The sequence below is a fragment of the Capnocytophaga sp. FDAARGOS_737 genome, from assembly GCF_009730375.1.
GTDB lineage: Bacteria > Bacteroidota > Bacteroidia > Flavobacteriales > Flavobacteriaceae > Capnocytophaga > Capnocytophaga leadbetteri.
On record NZ_CP046316.1, the window covers coordinates 561,709 to 579,806 of the forward strand.

The following is an 18,098-nucleotide window of genomic DNA, read 5'->3' on the forward strand; positions in this document are numbered from 1 at the left end:
CCTTATAAATTGGATACCTACAAAACCATAGCAGCCCCTGTAGAAGAGGTGATATTTAAGGAAAAAAGCAGCAAGTTTTTAGGCTATGCTTTTCCCGTCACTTCTGAAGAGGAGATAAAAGCGCACCTTGAGGCGGTCAAGAAGGCACACTTCTCGGCACGCCATTGGTGCTATGCGTGGCAACTGGGCTATGGTAGACATCTGCGTTATCGTGCGAATGACGATGGAGAGCCTAATAATACCGCTGGCATACCTATCTATGGGCAAATACAATCGTTTGAGCTTACTAATATACTGGTGATAGTAGTGCGCTATTTCGGAGGAATTAAGTTAGGAGTAGGCGGATTGGTGCAAGCCTATAAAACGACTGCCCAACTTACCCTGCAAGAAACAGAAATAGAGGAAAAGCTCATCACTGAAGAACTCATAATAAACTTTGACTATCCGCTGATGAACAAAGTGATGCGCGTAGTAAAAGAACAAAACCTGACGGTTACTGCCCAACACCTCACCGAAAGCTGTGAGCTGCATCTGGCTATCCGCCAAAGCGATTACGCTAAAATTGAAGAGATTTTTAATAACCTTTACGGAGTAGTATTAGTCGTTAGGGATTAGTCTTTAGCCGTTAGAAAGCGACTAACATACTATTGACTAACATACTAACGTACTAACGACTAGTAACTAACGACTAACAACTAACGACTAACAACTAACGACTAACAACTAACGACTAACAACTAACGACTAACAATGAACATTGCCCTTAGTAGTTTTGGAATGAGCGGGCGGGTATTTCACGCGCCTTTTATAGCGCAGCACCCACACTTGCACCTTTATGCGGTAGTAGAGCGTCATCGCGAGGACTCGCGTGCGCTTTATCCGGATAGTGTATTATACCGCTCGGTAGAAGAGATGCTACAAGACCCTACAATAGAGGTAGTAGTAGTCAATACCCCTGTGCAGACGCATTATCAGTACGCTAAAGCGGCTCTGATGTCTGGTAAACACGTATTGGTGGAAAAGCCTTTTACCCTTACTGCAGAAGAGGCACAAGACCTCGACCTTTTGGCAAGAGAAAAAGGCAAACTGCTGACCGTCTACCAAAATAGGCGTTATGACGGTGATTATCTGAAGGTAAAAGAGGTAATAGAAAGTGGAGTATTGGGTGAGCTAAAAGAAGTAGAAATACGCTTCGACCGTTTTCGCACTGAGATTAGCAGTAAAGCCCATAAAGAAACAGCTGAGCGTGGCGGAGGGGCTCTCTATGACCTAGGGGCGCACCTCATAGACCAAGCCCTACAGCTTTTTGGGCAGCCTAAGGCTATATATGCCGATAAGGGTTATCTGCGCCCTCATACTCAAGCTGATGATTATTTTGAATTGCTCTTCTTTTACGACCACCAATTGCGCGTGCGCCTCAAATCGACTACTTATGCGCTTGAACGCCAATGGGAATACACCCTACACGGCACTCGTGGCTCTTTCTTGCAGCAGCGTTTCGACGGACAAGAAGCCGCCCTTGTAGCTGGAGCCATACCCACCGCTACCCCTTGGTTGCCAGAAATTAAAGAACCTAATGGTATACTTCATACCCTCGAAAGCCGTGTGCTTACTACTGCCCAGCACGGCAATTACTGGCAGTTTTACGAAGATTTCTATCAAGCCCTTATAGGCAACAAAGAAAACCCCGTACCCGCTGCCCAAGCCATATCAACAATGAAGATAATTTGCCGATGAGCCAATTTGTCGATTAGTCGATGAGCCGATTTGTTGATTTGCCAATGAGCTAATTGACAAATTGACTCATTGGCTAATTAACAAATTACAACCTTCCTTGTAAAAACTTCTTTACTTTTTTAGTATCATAGCCTTTGCCAGACTCTAAATCCTCACTTTTTTGGGTGAAGAGCACTTCTCCTTTGGCATTGAGAATCAGGAATGCAGGATAACCAAACTGCGCACCAGGGTTGCCGTATTTGGCAAAAGCCTTTTCGTTTTTGTTTTCAGGTGAAAAATTGAGGTGATAAAACACGTATTTCTTGTCTAAAATACTCTTTAACTCAGGGTTCGTGGTTACTAAATGGTTGAAGCGCAAGCACCAAATACACCAGTTGCCCCCAATCTGTACGAGCACCTTTTTGCGTTCCTTTTTAGCTTGCTTTAGCAATTCGCTGATGCGCTTATCGCCGTCTTCTTCAGGGTGATAAGGCTGCTCATAGCCCGCACGCTCTTTGTTAGTTTCTTCGCTACTTTGCGCCCAAGCTGTCATTCCGCCCCAGCAAAGCAGGGCTATAAAAATAAGGTTTTTCATAAAAACAATTTATTTGATACTGCAAAGATACAAAATTCATACCACAAAGTGCTATAAAGTACCGTTTTTCATTTGTAATAAAGTGTTTGGTAGGCTGTCTAAAAGTTTTTTCTTGTCCTTTTCTTGCGCCGCTTGCACGGCTTTTTCTTCTATTTTTATGGCTTCGTCTTTCTGGTTGGTGGCATATAATAAGCAGGCATAAGTATCGAGGTAATAAGGGTCATTCTCTCTGAAATCGCAGATAGCCTCCATCCAGCGTGTGGCTTTAGATAGTAGGGCAGCATCATTGCGACGCGTTTCGAAGATATAATAAGCGATACTATTAGCCTGATTTGCCCATACATTGCCATAAGAATACCAATCGGAATAATACCCATTCTTAGGAAATACCTTGTTGATACCTTGCACAAAATTGCCTTTCCCCTGTACGATAACTCCCTCTATATAAGGTACGTAATAATCGATAGCCGCTTGCTTGTCTTGGTCTAACAAATAGTCTATATAACCCAATGCCGAAGTCATCTTTTTAGCAACTGCCTCTTCGTAAATAGGTCTAATCTCTTCAAAAGGTAGTACTTTTTCTAAGTCATTAATGGCCTCTTGCACAGTCGAGTCGTATAGCTCTATTTTCTTTTTAGAGCTGATATTCACGTCTTTATCAATAGCTTGGTTGTAGGCTTCAATGGCTTGGCTGGACTTCATCAGGTAGGCAATGGTTTGTAGCTTGTCTTTAGCTGCGACTTTTTTATCCTCTATCAGATAATTTCTGTAGCTATAAAGGTTTCTGACGGTCATTCTGGCAAATAAGGGGTCTAAAACTGTATCGTTTTGATGACTTGCCGCCACTCTGCGCCATTGGTAAGTCAGTTGGGCGGGGGTGGTTTTCAGTTGGTAAATAAGTTTTTTATTTTTGAAGTCGAGTGCGTGATACTCTTGCTCAAATTTTTTGCGGTCGGTAAGCAAATACAAGCTCAAATCATAGTTTTTGAGGTAGGTGTAAAAGAGCGCTTCCACTTCTTTTATAGGAGCCTGAGGGTTAGCAAATAGCTGGTCGATGTGGCGCGCTACTATGATGCTATTGAAAAGGGTAGGTGCCGTATTTTTTCCGAAGAAATCATCGCGCTGGGCTTCGGCTATGGTACTTTCTTGATAGTAAAGCACGTGTCCCTCGTAATCTACAAAAATCACTTGGTTTTTATCAGTGGCAATACCGTGTTTTTTCAGCCACTGCTCATCGTCTTTAGAAGTGATATAAAACTGATAAGTAAAAGGTAGTTTATCGCTTTTCTCTATCTTGTAAGATAGTTTTAGCAGCTCAAACTCTTTGTCGGCTTTGGGGTTCTGCGGTTGGTGAAGGATAGCGAGCAACTGCTCAGTGGGTTTTACGCGTTGTATCGCTTTTTCAATATTCTTGCTATCGCTCACCACTAAGGTGGCGTTTATCTTTGCTTCCTCTTCTTCCTCTTTATAATCTTCGAGTATATCGTCATAATCATCGATTATACTATTCGTTTTAAGTTCTTTAAAAGACAGATGTTCCCAGTTCTTTACACGTGTTATCTCGTTGGGGTAGAGGGGGGTAGGGATGAGCTTCTGGTATATATCAGGTCTTTTATTGCCTGTTTCCATAAGTGATAGCTCGCCTGTTGAAGCCTCATATACTCCTATAAATTGATTTCTTAAAGCACTGTTCTCTCCCAAGAAAACAACTTCTAAGGCATTGGTGTTTTTGCCTATATAAAAAGTGTTGATAGTTACCTTGTCGTTATTTTCGCGGTATTCAGCAGCAAAGCTGTTTACCAAATAGAGCTTTTCGGTACGCGGAATTTCGATATGAAGGGTATCATTAGCGAACTGGTCTTTCGCCTGATTATACAGATGCAGATAAGTGACGCCCCCTTGTTCGTTTTCGTAGCCTACATAGATAAACGGGGTGGAAGCCTCCCAAATCATTCCTTTGGAGCCTATGAATGAGAGTTGCAGCTGCTGGGAGTTGCCCTGCCGTTTGTGTAGCATAAAAGAGCGGTCGGCGTTTAGTATCACAAGGTTGCCATCGCGTCTGTAGCTGCCCGAGTATCTTATCACATCGAAAGTATTATCAGCATTGAGCCGGATACTTTCTCTTTCTCTATCGTTTTTATAAATCCCGACAAGGCTATCGACTTGAGCATATAGCCCACTGGCAAAGAGGGTGAAAAGTAGGAGGAGGTTTTTCATAGAATACTTTTTTTGCTTAATAAGAGTACAAAATTCATACCAATTATGGGAGGAATGGGAGGGCTGAGAGGGCGAGCCGCACGGGCAGAGAAGTGGGACAGGTGGGACAAGTGGGACGAGTAGATGTTTATATTTCGGTAATGGGTCGCTTATCGTTCGCTTATCCTTAGCTCTTCCTGTATCGTTCCTATATCGTTTGTAAAGGGTAAGTGGGGAGAGAAAAAAAAATCTGCTAATAAGCAAATTTGCTAATTGATAAATTATTTGTACCTTTGTGCCTTTGATTGCTGACCGCATTAAACATTTATGATGAAAAAACAACTTACCAATACCGTACTAATGGTGCGCCCTGTGCGCTTCCGTATGAATGAAGAAACGCTAGTTAATAACTATTTCCAAGAGGAAATGGATTTGAAAAATGAGGAAATCAACCGTCAGGCTCAACAAGAGTTTGATGCTTTGGTGCATAAACTGCGCATAGTAGGGGTGAAAGTGATAGTGGTAGATGATATCTACGAACAAAATACTCCTGATTCGGTGTTCCCCAACAACTGGATTACCTTTCACCAAAACGGTGATGTGGCTATATACCCTATGTTTGCTGAAAATCGTCGTCGTGAACGTCGCGAGGATATTTTGGATAGGGTGGAAGCTGAGGGGTTCGCCATAGAAAATGTGTATGACTATACCGAAGCTGAAAAGGAAAACGTGTTTTTGGAAGGTACAGGGGCTATGATACTCGATAGAGTAAATCGGAAAGCTTATTGTGCGCTCTCGCCTCGTGCTGATGAAGACCTTTTTATTGAGTTTTGCGAGGATTTTGAATATACCCCTGTGATATTTAGCGCTTATCAGCAGGTTGATAATAAGCAAGTGCCTATCTATCACACAAATGTGATGATGGCTTTAGGTGAGGATTTTGCGGTGGTGTGTTTGGATACTATCACTGACAAAAGCGAACGCAAAAATGTGTTGCACCACCTAAAAGAAGACCACAAAGAGATTATCAGTATCACTGCAGAACAGATGTACCAATACGCGGGCAATATGCTGCAAGTGCAAGGGGCTGACAGGTCGTATTTGGTGATGAGTGACGCTGCCTACAACTGTCTGACAGCCGCACAGCGGCAAGCGATTGAGAAGCATTGTCCTATCATTCACAGCAATTTAGAGACCATAGAAACTTGTGGCGGCGGTAGTGCCCGCTGTATGATGGCAGAAGTTTTTAACCCTATAGCTAACGATTAATAACTAAAAAAATGGACAAAAAAGAATATATTCAGAGCAAAATACGCGATATTAAAGATTTTCCTAAAGAAGGAATTATTTTTAAAGATATCACCCCTCTGCTAATGGATGTGAAAGGGGTGGAGTACGTTATCGACCTATTGGTGGAAAACCTTGGGGGGCAGAAAGTTGATAAGGTGGTAGGGATGGAAAGCCGTGGCTTCTTCTTCGGTATGCTACTAGCGCAACGCTTGGGTGCTGGCTTTGTACCGGTACGCAAAAAAGGGAAATTGCCCTATAAAACGCTTTCGCAAACCTACGATTTGGAATATGGACAAGATGTACTTGAAATTCACGAAGATGCCATCGCTAAAGGTGAAAAAGTGCTTATACACGATGATATACTCGCTACAGGAGGTACTGCTGAAGCAGTGGTAAAGTTAGTGGAACGACTTGGAGGCGATATAGTACAACTCGACTTTTTGATGGAGTTGCACTTCCTTAACGGGCGCGAAAAACTAAAGGGACTCTCCGTATACAGTATTCTTTAGAGGCTTAATGCAACTAATAATCGGAAAAACTACTGTCTTAAAAGAAAAATTACGAAAATAGGATTTTTGTTTTTGTTGATTATCAGTGCTTTATAAAATAGTATTGTAAAAAGTTTCTTAAAAATTTCGTCACTTAAATAAAAACTTCTATATTTGCACGAATAAAAATAAATAGCAATGGCACTAAAAGGTTATATCGCATATATCGCTTTATTTTTAGTTTCTCTATTCCCATTACAAGGGTTTGCTTCTGCAAATGAGGCAGAAGAAGAACCTTTTCAAATTAATAAGCTAATAGATGAGCATGTTAATGACTCTCACGACTTTCACGTGATGGATTTTAATCATCACGCGTATGCTATTCCGCTGCCTGTAATACTTTGGACAGACAACGGTTTAGTGATGTTTATGTCTAACGCTTTTGAGCATGACAATGAGGGCAAAGTAGTGGTAGAACGCGGAGGACAGAAGTTCGTGCGTTATCACGAAGATATTTATTACGCAAATGCTGAAAATACAGTTTCTTTAGATGAAAAAGGACAAGTAACTAATGCGCGTCCGCTTAACTTTTCAATCACTAAGAATGTGTTTTCGATGCTTTTAGCCTCAGCGTTGTTGCTATGTCTGTTTATCGGTATGGCACGCTCTTATAAGAAGAACGACAAAGCGCCTAAAGGGCTTGCGGGCTTCTTAGAACCCTTAGTGTTATTTGTACGCGATGATATAGCTATCCCTAATATAGGTGAAAAGCACTACGCTCGGTATATGCCTTATCTGCTTACGGTGTTTTTCTTGATATGGGTAGGTAACCTTTTTGGGCTTATACCTTTCTTCCCCTTTGCAGGCACAATGACTAATAATATACTTTTCACAGGTATATTGGCTGTCTTTACCCTGCTTATCACTTTATTTAGTAGCAAACGAAACTATTGGAAACATATTTTTGCGCCACCAGGGGTACCTACGTGGATATTGCCTATAATGATACCTATAGAAGTATTGAGTATATTCACTAAGCCTTTTGCGCTGATGATACGTTTGTTTGCTAATATTACCGCAGGACACATCATCATACTTAGTTTGATATCGCTAATATTTATCTTTGGTACTATTGCTATATCGCCTGTTTCGGTGCTCTTTACGCTGTTTATGAGTACGTTGGAGCTATTGGTAGCAGCGCTGCAAGCCTATGTGTTTACCTTATTATCGGCACTATTTATAGGACAAGCAGTAGAAGAAGAACATCACTAATAATTAGAATTAAAGAGTAACTTATTTTAAATTTTTTATATATGGTTTTAGCAGGAATTGGGGCTGGATTAGCAGCCATTGGAGCCGGTATCGGTATTGGTAAAATTGGTGGTTCTGCCGTTGAGGGAATCGCTCGCCAACCAGAAGTAGCTTCAAAAATCCAAACCGCGATGATTATCGCTGCCGCTCTTATAGAAGGGGTTGCCCTTTTTGCGGTGGTAGTAGCTTTTATCGCGAAGTAAAACACCTAAAATCGTTGTGTAACGGTTGGTTGCACAACGGTTTTACTAATGACTAATGACTAATGACTAACGACTAATAACTAAATAAAATGAATTTAGCACATCCTGAAAGTTTATTATTTTGGAATACCCTCATTTTTTTGATATTGCTCTTTCTGTTAGGTAAATATGCTTGGAAACCTATTATGGGAGCAGTGAAACAGCGCGAAGAGTCTATCAATAAAGCCTTAGAAAGTGCTGAGGAAGCACGTGCGCAAATGGCAAATCTAAAGGCTGACAACGAACGACTACTGGCTGAAGCACGCGCAGAAAGAGACGCTATGCTAAAAGAGGCACGTGAGATAAAAGATAAAATAGTAGCTGAAGCTAAAGAAGAAGCTGGACGCGAAGGCGAAAAGCTCATTAAACAAGCTAAACAGGTGATAGAGAGCGAAAAGAAAGTAGCCTTAGCACAGCTGAAAGACCAAGTAGCCTCACTTTCTATACAAATGGCACAGAAGGTGATGAAGAATGAACTTTCTGATGAGAAAAGGCAAACAGCCCTTATCAATGACTATTTAAAAAGTGTCACTTTAAACTAAAGGAAAGGTATGTACGGATTTAGAGCTGCTAATAGATATGCTAAAGCACTCTTGGAATACGCTCTACAGCAGAACGCTTTGGAGGCAGTGTATCAAGATATGTCGCTTATTGATAAAACCGTGAAAGGTAGTAAGGATTTGGAGCGGATGCTTATTTCGCCCATCGTTAAGACTATCGTAAAAAAGGAGGTTCTCAATAAAGTATTTACTTCTATCACTCCTGAAGTGCATCGCTTATTCGACCTGCTGATAGCCAATAGGCGTTTGCCTATGCTTGGGGTTATAGCAGAGAAGTTTGTATGGCAATACAATGAGTATAAACACCACAAAATAGCTGTAGTTACCACCGCAATACCTTTAGATGAGCGCACTCAGCGCGAGGTGCTACACAAGGTGATTAGCCTTACTAACAACAGTAATATTACCCTTGAAAATAAGGTAGATGCCAATATCATAGGAGGGTTTATATTGCGCGTAGGCGATATTCAGTACAACGATAGTGTAGCTTATAAACTGAACAAGCTACAGCAAGATTTTCAAGAGAAACTGTTTGTGTAAATAGTTAATAATAAGGAATAAAGACAACGACTCATAACTAAAAACTGAAAAAGATGGCAGAAATTAAAGCCGCTGAAATTTCAGCAATTTTAAAAGAACAATTAGCACACTTTGATGCCAATGCGTCCTTAGAAGAAGTAGGAACAGTATTGCAGGTGGGCGATGGTATTGCGCGTATCTTCGGGCTATCGAATGCGCAGTATGGTGAATTAGTAAAATTTGATAACGGACTGAAAGGTATCGTCCTTAACCTTGAGGAAGATAACGTTGGTATCACCCTTTTAGGTCCGTCAACTGATATAAAAGAAGGTGATATTGTAAAACGCACCGGACTTATTGCCTCTATTAATGTGGGCGAGGGTATCGTAGGGCGTGTGGTTAATACATTAGGACAACCTATAGACGGTAAAGGGCCTCTTACAGGGCAGTTGTATGAAATGCCATTAGAGCGTAAGGCTCCTGGGGTTATCTTCCGTCAGCCGGTGAACGAGCCACTACAAACAGGTGTTAAAGCGATTGACGCGATGATACCAATAGGGCGCGGACAACGTGAGTTGGTGATTGGTGACCGTCAGACAGGTAAAACTACGGTGTGTATAGATACTATTCTAAACCAAAAAGAGTTTTATGATGCAGGCAAACCAGTATACTGTATCTATGTGGCTATCGGTCAGAAAGCTTCAACAGTAGCAGGGATTACTAAGACTTTGGAAGATGCAGGTGCTTTAGCCTATACGACTATCGTAGCAGCTAACGCTTCAGACCCAGCGCCAATGCAGGTATATGCTCCTTTTGCTGGTGCCGCTATAGGTGAGTACTTCCGCGATACAGGTAGACCAGCCCTTATTATCTATGATGACCTTTCTAAACAAGCAGTAGCTTATCGTGAGGTATCGTTGTTATTACGCCGCCCGCCTGGACGTGAGGCTTACCCTGGTGACGTGTTCTACTTGCACTCTCGCCTCTTAGAGCGTGCTGCTAAAGTGATTGGTGATGATGCCATAGCGCGCCAAATGAACGACTTGCCAGAAAGTATAGCTCCTTTAGTAAAAGGAGGAGGTTCGCTAACAGCTTTGCCAATTATCGAAACACAAGCAGGAGACGTATCGGCTTATATCCCTACTAACGTAATTTCGATTACTGACGGGCAGATATTCTTGGAGTCTGACCTTTTCAACTCAGGGGTACGTCCGGCTATTAACGTAGGTATCTCGGTATCGCGTGTGGGGGGGTCGGCACAGATTAAATCGATGAAGAAAGTAGCTGGTACACTTAAGTTAGACCAAGCGCAATACCGCGAGCTTGAAGCTTTTGCTAAGTTTGGTTCTGACCTTGATGCGGCTACTATGGGAGTTATAGAAAAAGGTAAACGCAATGTGGAAATCTTGAAACAGCCACAAAGTGACCCTTATCCGGTAGAAAACCAAATTGCGATTATCTATGCAGGATCTAAAAACCTATTGCGCCAAGTGCCTGTAAATAAAGTAAAAGAATTTGAGAGAGAGTACTTAGAGTTCTTGAATGTATCGCATCGCGATGTGTTAGACGAGCTTAAAGCAGGTAAACTAACCGATGAGATTACCGCTACACTCGAAAAAGTAGCTAAAGAATTGGCTGAAAAATACGCAGTATAGTAAATATAAATCCTAATTGTTATGTCAACTACTTTATATGTAATTATTGGGGCTGTTCTCTTAGTAATACTCCAGTTTTTTGTAACTAGAGCCTATGCAAAGAAACGTTTGCAAGGACAAATAGGACATATCAATCAAACTCCTTTGACTGAGGAGCAAAAACGATTGCTTACTTATGGAGCGATATTGGCTTATTATCGCGGTGAGAGCCTCACAAGCCTTATGCCTAAAGAGGTGTTAGATAGGTATCAGTTTGGTTTGCGCCAGCAGTGGGAAATAACCGATACAGCTTCAGCAAAAGAAACTATTGGTGACCTATTGGCACAGAAACGTTCGTTGCAGTTTAGGCATTTGCTAACAGAAACTTCGCCTGAGATTAGCAAAATTCAGAAGCAAATAGCTAAAGGGTTAGGGATAGAAGTAGCAGAAGTAGAGGCAGTAAAGTCGGCTTATGCTTGGGATTTATGTAGAGCGGCTTCTTTGGCTAAATGGTGCTATTGGTGTAAGTATCTTAAAGAAGCTGAAATGTGGGAAGTTTTAAATCAAGTATCAGCTATTGCAAAAGAACAAGGCAAAAATTGGCAAGAATATACTATCTCTTTCCTTTTAGGGCGTACTATTCAAGGTTTTGATTTAGAAGACCTTATAATTCTAACCTCACAGTTATTCCACAGTAAGTCGCCTTCATTAAGGAAGATAGAAGATATAGATGTTTATCAGAAATACCCTTTTTAACAGCAATGGTAAATTGCTAATTGTTAATTGATAAAATGGCAAATTTAAAAGAAATACGAAGCAGGATTTCATCAGTAAGCTCAACGATGCAAATCACAGGGGCTATGAAAATGGTATCAGCAGCCAAGCTAAAAAAGGCTCAAGATGCTATCATAGCGATGAAACCTTATGCATACAAGCTCAAGCAGCTATTAGAACACTTGAGTTCGGCATTAGGCAGCGAGAATATTTACAATCCTCGCAAAGGTGCTGTAAAGCGTGTGCTATTGGTGGCAATTACCTCTAATAGAGGTCTCTGTGGTGCCTTTAATGCTAACGTAGTAAAAAAAGTAATTGAACTTACACAAACTACCTACAAGGATAAGGAGGTGCAATACTACACTATTGGCAAAAAAGGGAATGATGTGCTTAAAAAGACCGATAAGGTGCTCGATAATAATAATCACATCTTTGACAAGCTCACTTTTGCTAATGCTGCTTCATTGGCAGAAACACTGATGACACGCTATACTAATGGCGAGTTTGACCAGATAGTGTTGGTGTATAACAGCTTTAAAAATGCTGCTACCCAAATACTTACTGAAGAAACTTTCTTGCCTATACAGCCAGTAGTAACCGACAAGAAGACTACTACAGACTACCTTTATGAGCCATCAAAACAAGAGATAGTAACACAACTTATACCGCGCTCGCTCAAAACACAGCTTTTTAAAGCTCTACGCGATTCGGTAGCTGCTGAACACGGAGCTCGTATGACGGCTATGCACAAAGCTACAGACAATGCACAAGACCTTAAAAATGAATTGATACTTACCTACAACAAAGCTCGCCAAGCCACTATTACTGGTGAGATTATAGAGATAGTAGGAGGTTCAGAAGCGCTGTCATAAAAGAGAATAGGAAAGGCCGAGAGGCGATTTATAAAAAAGAGATAAAATAGAGAGAATTAATTTGTATGGAAAACAAAAGAAACTACAGAGAGAGCAACAATGGCTTCTCACAAAAAAATAATAATTATAAGAAAAACAATTATTCTGAAAAAAACGAGAGAGGCACTTATACCCCTAATCGCTATAGTAATAATCGCTATAACAATAGCAATAGAGACCAAAACGACTCTTCCTCAGAAAACAGAAAATCATATACCCCTAACTTTAAAAGAAATGACAACTTTAGAAGTGAGGAAGGTTTTAAACGAAATGAAGGCTACAAGCGCAATGATGATTTTAAAAAGAATGATGGATTTAAGAAGAATAATGAATACAAGCGCAATGAAGGCTTTAACAGGAATGATAATTTCAGTAGAAATGAGCGCTTCAATAGAAATGAAGGCTATAGAAAACCTTACAAAAAGCCTTATAGCAACTACCAAAGCAATACCGCTTCAGTAGAATACGCGCCTACTCCTACTGCCGAGATACGTCTAAACAAATACATAGCCGATGCAGGTATCTGTTCACGCCGCAATGCTGATATGTATATTTCAGCGGGCAACGTAACAGTAAATGGCGAGGTAATGACTACTTTGGGCTATAGAGTAAAGCCTACAGATGAGGTGCGTTTTGATGGTAAGCTGCTCTCTTCAGAGAAGAAAGAATACATTTTGCTAAACAAACCTAAAGGCTTTATCACCACTACCAATGATGAAAAAGGACGCAAAACCGTAATGGACTTAGTTGCTAACGCTACCAATGCGCGCATCTTGCCAGTAGGGCGCTTGGATAGAGCTACTACAGGGTTGCTACTCCTAACAAATGATGGCGAGCTAACTAAGAAGCTAACCCATCCTACTCACGGAGTGCGCAAGATATACCACGTAATCCTTGACCGCAAGCTTGAGTACAAAGACTTTATAGCTATCGAACAAGGCTTAGAGTTAGAAGACGGCTTTATTCAGGTAGATGAAATAAGCTATGTAGATCAAAAGCCTAAAAACGAAATCGGAATAAAGATACATAGTGGTAGAAACCGTATAGTACGCCGTATCTTTGAGCACTTGGGCTATCAGGTAGATAAACTTGATCGTGTAGTATTTGCGGGGCTTACTAAAAAAGACTTGCCTCGCGGACATTGGCGCAGACTCACACAGCAAGAGGTTATTAATCTTAGAAATATGAGATAATTAGCCATTAGCAAATTTGTAATGAATAAGAACTTAAACCCTAATAAAGAAAATTACTCGGCGCAGGAGCTTGATATTGAGCGAGCCCTGCGCCCTTTGTCTTTTGATGATTTTGCAGGACAAGAGGCGGTATTAGAGAATCTCAAAGTCTTCGTAAAAGCTGCCAATATGCGCAACGAAGCCCTCGACCATACCCTTTTTCACGGCCCTCCGGGCTTGGGTAAAACTACATTGGCTCACATCTTGGCTAATGAGTTGGGGGTAGGTATTAAGATAACCTCAGGCCCTGTGCTCGATAAACCTGGTGATTTGGCAGGATTGCTCACAAATCTTCAGGAGCGCGATGTACTTTTTATAGACGAAATACACCGCTTGAGTCCAGTGGTAGAAGAGTATCTGTACTCAGCTATGGAAGACTATAAGATTGATATAATGATAGAGTCAGGGCCTAATGCCCGCACAGTACAAATCAATCTAAACCCTTTTACACTGATAGGAGCCACTACCCGTTCTGGCTTGCTCACAGCCCCTATGCGCGCGCGCTTCGGTATACAAAGCCGACTACAGTATTATTCTACTGAGCTTTTAGCTGACATTATACAGCGCAGTGCTTCTATCCTAAAGATGCCTATTTCTATGGAAGCAGCTATCGAGTTAGCGAGCAGGAGCAGAGGTACTCCGCGTATCGCCAATGCCCTTTTGCGCCGCATCCGCGATTTTGCTCAGATAAAAGGTAATGGCAAGATAGATATTGAAATTACAAGATTCGGACTCAAAGCCCTAAATGTCGATGCACACGGCTTAGATGAAATGGACAACAGAATACTCAGTACCCTCATCGATAAGTTTAAAGGAGGCCCTGTTGGGATTACAACCCTTGCTACGGCTGTCTCTGAAAGTGCTGAAACTATAGAAGAGGTGTATGAGCCTTTCCTTATTCAACAAGGCTTTATAGTGCGTACCCCTCGTGGGCGCGAGGTTACAGAGTTAGCCTACAAACACTTAGGGCGTAGCTATCAACTATCGATGATGAACTTCGAATAAGGTATATTGTAGATTAACAAAAAAACTTTGCCAAAGTACTAAATCAGTACTTTGGCAAAGTTTTTTTGTGTTGTATTATGGGTTATACTTGTATTACTCCTAAGTTAAAAGGTTTTTCTATAGGCGCGTGGTTCGCCGCTTCTATACCCATCGAAATCCATTGGCGGGTTTGTAGAGGGTCGATAATAGCATCTGTCCATAGACGGGCAGCCGCATAGTAAGGCGAAATCTGTTCGTCATACTTATCTTTGATGTGCTTAAAGAGCGACGCTTCTTTTTCAGCGGTTATCTCTTCTCCTTTCTTCTTAAGGGTGGCAGTTTCTATCTGTAGGAGTACTTTAGCGGCCTGAGCTCCCCCCATCACGGCTATATTGCCACTATGCCAAGAAACGATAAGGCGAGGGTCATAGGCTTTGCCACACATAGCGTAATTGCCTGCCCCATAAGAGTTTCCTACTACTACGGTAAACTTTGGTACTACCGAGTTAGCAACCGCATTTACTAATTTAGCACCGTCTTTTATAATACCTCCGTGTTCTGATTTTGAACCCACCATAAAACCGGTAACATCTTGCAGAAATACAAGCGGAATTTTCTTTTGATTGCAGTTAGCAATGAAGCGTGTTGCCTTGTCAGCGCTATCAGAATAGATAACCCCTCCAAACTGCATTTCACCCTTTTTGCTTTTTACCACCTTGCGTTGGTTGGCTACAATACCTACCGCCCAGCCATCTATGCGCGCATAGCCAGTGAGGAGCGTCTGTCCATAGCCCTCTTTATACTCGTCAAATTCTGAATTATCAACTAAGCGGAGGATAATTTCCCTCATATCATACGGCTCACTGCGCAGTTTGGGCAGAATACCGTATATTTCGTTCGGGTCTTTTATAGGGGCGTGAGGTTCAGAGCGATTAAAGCCAGCCTTTTCGTAGTCAGCGAGTTTTGCCATAGTGCGGCGTACGCGGTCTAAAGCATCGCGGTCATCAGTCGCTTTGTAATCGGTTACCCCACTAATTTCACAGTGAGTGGTAGCCCCTCCTAATGTTTCGTTGTCGATATTTTCACCTATAGCAGCTTTTACTAAGTAGCTGCCAGCCAAGAAGATAGAGCCAGTTTTATCTACGATTAGGGCTTCATCGCTCATAATAGGCAAATAAGCACCTCCAGCCACACAGCTACCCATCACTACGGCTATTTGGGTGATGCCTTTGCTACTCATCAAGGCATTATTTCTGAAAATACGTCCGAAATGCTCTTTATCAGGGAAAATCTCATCTTGCAAGGGCAAGAAAACGCCTGCACTATCTACTAAATAGATGATAGGTAAATTATTTTCGATAGCTATTTCTTGGGCGCGTAGGTTTTTTTTGGCAGTAATCGGGAACCACGCACCTGCTTTTACGGTAGCGTCATTAGCTACTATTATGCACTGTTTTCCAGACACATAGCCTATTACTACTACCACGCCTGCTGAAGGGCAGCCTCCGTGCTCGGCATACATACCATCGCCGGCAAAAGCACCGATTTCTATAGAGCGAGTGTTTTTGTCTAACAAATAGTCAATACGCTCACGGGCAGAGAGTTTACCTTGAGCGTGTAGTTTTTCTAAGTTTTTAGCTCCGCCACCTTCTTTTACTTTTTTCAGGCGTTTGCGCAATTCGCTGAGAGCTAATTTATTAAAATCTTCGTTGCTGTTAAATTCGATATCCATTTACTAAACTTAATGAGGGCACAAAGGTAGTGCATAATTTGCCAATTAGCAAATTTACCAATTACCAGAAAAATTTTCTCTTACTATTTACCCTATACAAACGATATAGAAACAATATAGGAAGAGCGAAGGATAAGCGAAAAATTAGCGAAGTATAATCGTCTAATAAGCCTCCTAAAAATAGAAAAATATCATATCTATCTCTTTAAATTTACTATAATCAATATTTTTTTAAACTTTTTTTGCGATAAACCAAAATAATTATGTATTTTTGCCCCAAATTTGTGTGCTATACTAAAACACAATAATTGAATAACAATAACTTGACATTTACAATGGAGAAAATATCTGCTGCCATTACCGCTATCGGTGGCTATGTACCAGAGGATGTACTCAGCAATGCTATGCTCGAGAAAATGGTAGAAACAAATGATGAGTGGATTTACACTCGTACAGGTATCAGAGAACGCCGTATCTTGAAAGACCCTCAAAAAGGTACCTCTTTCTTGGCTATAGAGGCTGCTAAAGACCTCCTTAATAAGAAAGGTTTAGACCCTAAAGAGATAGACCTGCTTATCCTTGCTACAGCTACTCCCGATATGCCCGTAGCACTTACAGGGCCTTATGTAGCTTCGCAAATAGGGGCAACCAATGCTTTTGCTTTCGACCTACAAGCAGCTTGCTCAAGTTTCTTATTTGGCGTGTCAGCAGCTGCCAAATACATAGAGTCAGGGCGTTATAAAAAAGTATTGTTAGTAGGTGCCGACAAAATGTCGTCTATTATTGATTATACCGACCGCGCTACTTGTATCCTCTTTGGCGATGGAGGAGGGGCAGCGCTTTTCGAGCCTAACTACGAAGGATTAGGGGTCAAAGACGAAATACTGAAAAGTGATGGTATAGGCCGCAACCACTTGTATATCAAGGCAGGAGGTTCTCTTTGTCCTACCACCGCTCAAACAGTAGCCGAAAAACAACACTTTGTGTTTCAAGATGGTAAGACCGTTTTCAAATACGCAGTAACCGGTATGGCCGATGTGGCTGAAGAAGTGCTAAAACGCAACAACCTAACTAATAATGATGTACAATGGCTCACCCCGCATCAGGCTAACAAGCGCATCATCGATGCCACTGCCGAGCGTATGGGGCTACCTGCCGAAAAAGTGATGCTAAACATTCACAAGTACGGCAATACCACTTCAGCTACTATCATTCTCGCCCTTAATGACTACGAGCAACAGCTCAAAAAAGGCGATAACATAGTATTAGCAGCCTTTGGTGGTGGTTTCACTTGGGGGGCTATATACCTAAAATGGGCATACGACGGCGCCCAAGTAAAAAAATAAACAACAATTGAGCAAACATATATTCGTATGGATTTAAGAGACATTCAAAACTTAATTAAATTTGTTGCCAAGTCGGGCGCAAGTGAGGTAAAATTGGAGATGGAGGATGTAAAAATCACCATCAAAACCAATCCCGATGAGAGTGGCAGAGAGCAAGTCTATGTGCAGCAACTACCTGTAGCACAGCAGCTCACTCAGTTGCCTATTCAGCAACCCCTACCTACCCAGACCCTTCCGGTGGCGGCACCAGAGGCTACTGAAAACAAATCTGCACCTAGTGAAGATAGCAAATATATCACTATCAAATCACCGATGATAGGCACTTTCTATCGCCGCCCTGGTCCAGATAAACCTTTGTTTGTCGAAGTAGGTTCAACTATTTCTAAAGGAAGCGTTATCTGTATCATCGAAGCGATGAAACTTTTCAACGAGATTGAATCAGAAGTATCTGGTAAAATCGTAAAAATATTGGTAGACGACTCTTCTCCTGTAGAGTTCGATCAACCATTATATTTGGTAGACCCATCATAGATGAGACCCAAAACCTTTATTTTTAAAAAGGAATACT

The 18,098-nt window shown here is 41.5% G+C and carries 18 protein-coding genes; 15 read left to right on the plus strand and 3 right to left on the minus strand.

The window, feature by feature from the left end:
* Window positions 1-9: 9 nt before the first annotated feature.
* Both FOC45_RS02395 and FOC45_RS02400 read left to right on the plus strand, forming a co-directional pair.
* Window positions 10-615, plus strand: a complete 606-nt coding sequence (locus tag FOC45_RS02395) for a YigZ family protein (RefSeq protein ID WP_009388609.1) — start codon at window positions 10-12, stop codon at window positions 613-615.
* 135 nt (window positions 616-750) lie between these two features.
* Entirely contained in the window at window positions 751-1,737 is a 987-nt protein-coding gene (locus tag FOC45_RS02400) for a Gfo/Idh/MocA family oxidoreductase (protein WP_009388608.1), read from the plus strand.
* 85 nt (window positions 1,738-1,822) lie between these two features.
* On the opposite strand, the gene FOC45_RS02405 is transcribed toward FOC45_RS02400, so the two are convergent.
* Together FOC45_RS02405 and FOC45_RS02410 are read right to left on the minus strand one after the other, a co-directional pair.
* Window positions 1,823-2,311, minus strand: coding sequence for a thioredoxin family protein (locus FOC45_RS02405; RefSeq protein WP_009388607.1), 489 nt, complete (start codon window positions 2,309-2,311; stop codon window positions 1,823-1,825).
* A 51-nt stretch (window positions 2,312-2,362) separates the two neighbouring features.
* Entirely contained in the window at window positions 2,363-4,528 is a 2,166-nt protein-coding gene (locus FOC45_RS02410; protein ID WP_009388606.1) for a hypothetical protein, read from the minus strand.
* 309 nt (window positions 4,529-4,837) lie between these two features.
* On the opposite strand from FOC45_RS02410, the gene ctlX reads away from it, so the two are divergent.
* The 11 genes from ctlX (at window position 4,838) to ruvB (ending at window position 14,473) form a co-directional block, all read left to right on the plus strand.
* Window positions 4,838-5,776: a citrulline utilization hydrolase CtlX gene (gene ctlX, locus FOC45_RS02415; RefSeq protein ID WP_034539440.1), complete on the plus strand. Its 939-nt coding sequence runs from the start codon at window positions 4,838-4,840 to the stop codon at window positions 5,774-5,776.
* 11 nt (window positions 5,777-5,787) lie between these two features.
* Window positions 5,788-6,306, plus strand: a complete 519-nt coding sequence (locus FOC45_RS02420; RefSeq protein WP_009388604.1) for an adenine phosphoribosyltransferase — start codon at window positions 5,788-5,790, stop codon at window positions 6,304-6,306.
* Between the two features lie 177 nt (window positions 6,307-6,483).
* Window positions 6,484-7,557 (plus strand): F0F1 ATP synthase subunit A, encoded by a 1,074-nt coding sequence (gene atpB / locus FOC45_RS02425; RefSeq protein ID WP_009388603.1) that lies wholly within the window; start codon window positions 6,484-6,486, stop codon window positions 7,555-7,557.
* 41 nt (window positions 7,558-7,598) lie between these two features.
* Window positions 7,599-7,799 (plus strand): ATP synthase F0 subunit C, encoded by a 201-nt coding sequence (atpE, locus tag FOC45_RS02430; RefSeq protein ID WP_009388602.1) that lies wholly within the window; start codon window positions 7,599-7,601, stop codon window positions 7,797-7,799.
* 89 nt (window positions 7,800-7,888) lie between these two features.
* Entirely contained in the window at window positions 7,889-8,380 is a 492-nt protein-coding gene (locus FOC45_RS02435; protein WP_009388600.1) for a F0F1 ATP synthase subunit B, read from the plus strand.
* 9 nt (window positions 8,381-8,389) lie between these two features.
* On the plus strand, window positions 8,390-8,938 hold the full coding sequence (gene atpH, locus FOC45_RS02440; RefSeq protein WP_009388599.1) for an ATP synthase F1 subunit delta: 549 nt from the start codon (window positions 8,390-8,392) through the stop codon (window positions 8,936-8,938).
* Between the two features lie 53 nt (window positions 8,939-8,991).
* Window positions 8,992-10,572: a F0F1 ATP synthase subunit alpha gene (gene atpA, locus FOC45_RS02445; protein WP_009388598.1), complete on the plus strand. Its 1,581-nt coding sequence runs from the start codon at window positions 8,992-8,994 to the stop codon at window positions 10,570-10,572.
* A gap of 21 nt (window positions 10,573-10,593) precedes the next feature.
* Complete coding sequence (locus FOC45_RS02450) at window positions 10,594-11,307, plus strand: DUF1266 domain-containing protein (protein ID WP_009388597.1); 714 nt, start codon at window positions 10,594-10,596, stop codon at window positions 11,305-11,307.
* A 35-nt stretch (window positions 11,308-11,342) separates the two neighbouring features.
* Window positions 11,343-12,197, plus strand: a complete 855-nt coding sequence (gene atpG / locus FOC45_RS02455) for an ATP synthase F1 subunit gamma (protein WP_034539386.1) — start codon at window positions 11,343-11,345, stop codon at window positions 12,195-12,197.
* A 65-nt stretch (window positions 12,198-12,262) separates the two neighbouring features.
* Window positions 12,263-13,429: a pseudouridine synthase gene (locus FOC45_RS02460; RefSeq protein ID WP_084063407.1), complete on the plus strand. Its 1,167-nt coding sequence runs from the start codon at window positions 12,263-12,265 to the stop codon at window positions 13,427-13,429.
* Window positions 13,430-13,450: 21 nt separating this feature from the next.
* Entirely contained in the window at window positions 13,451-14,473 is a 1,023-nt protein-coding gene (gene ruvB / locus FOC45_RS02465) for a Holliday junction branch migration DNA helicase RuvB (RefSeq protein WP_009388592.1), read from the plus strand.
* 82 nt (window positions 14,474-14,555) lie between these two features.
* On the opposite strand, the gene FOC45_RS02470 is transcribed toward ruvB, so the two are convergent.
* Window positions 14,556-16,184 (minus strand): acyl-CoA carboxylase subunit beta, encoded by a 1,629-nt coding sequence (locus FOC45_RS02470; RefSeq protein ID WP_009388589.1) that lies wholly within the window; start codon window positions 16,182-16,184, stop codon window positions 14,556-14,558.
* A gap of 335 nt (window positions 16,185-16,519) precedes the next feature.
* On the opposite strand from FOC45_RS02470, the gene FOC45_RS02475 reads away from it, so the two are divergent.
* Complete coding sequence (locus FOC45_RS02475; RefSeq protein ID WP_009388584.1) at window positions 16,520-17,530, plus strand: beta-ketoacyl-ACP synthase III; 1,011 nt, start codon at window positions 16,520-16,522, stop codon at window positions 17,528-17,530.
* Window positions 17,531-17,557: 27 nt separating this feature from the next.
* The gene (gene accB / locus FOC45_RS02480) at window positions 17,558-18,061 is read left to right on the plus strand and encodes an acetyl-CoA carboxylase biotin carboxyl carrier protein (RefSeq protein ID WP_009388583.1); all 504 of its coding nucleotides are present in this window, start codon (window positions 17,558-17,560) and stop codon (window positions 18,059-18,061) included.
* Window positions 18,062-18,098: the final 37 nt, after the last annotated feature.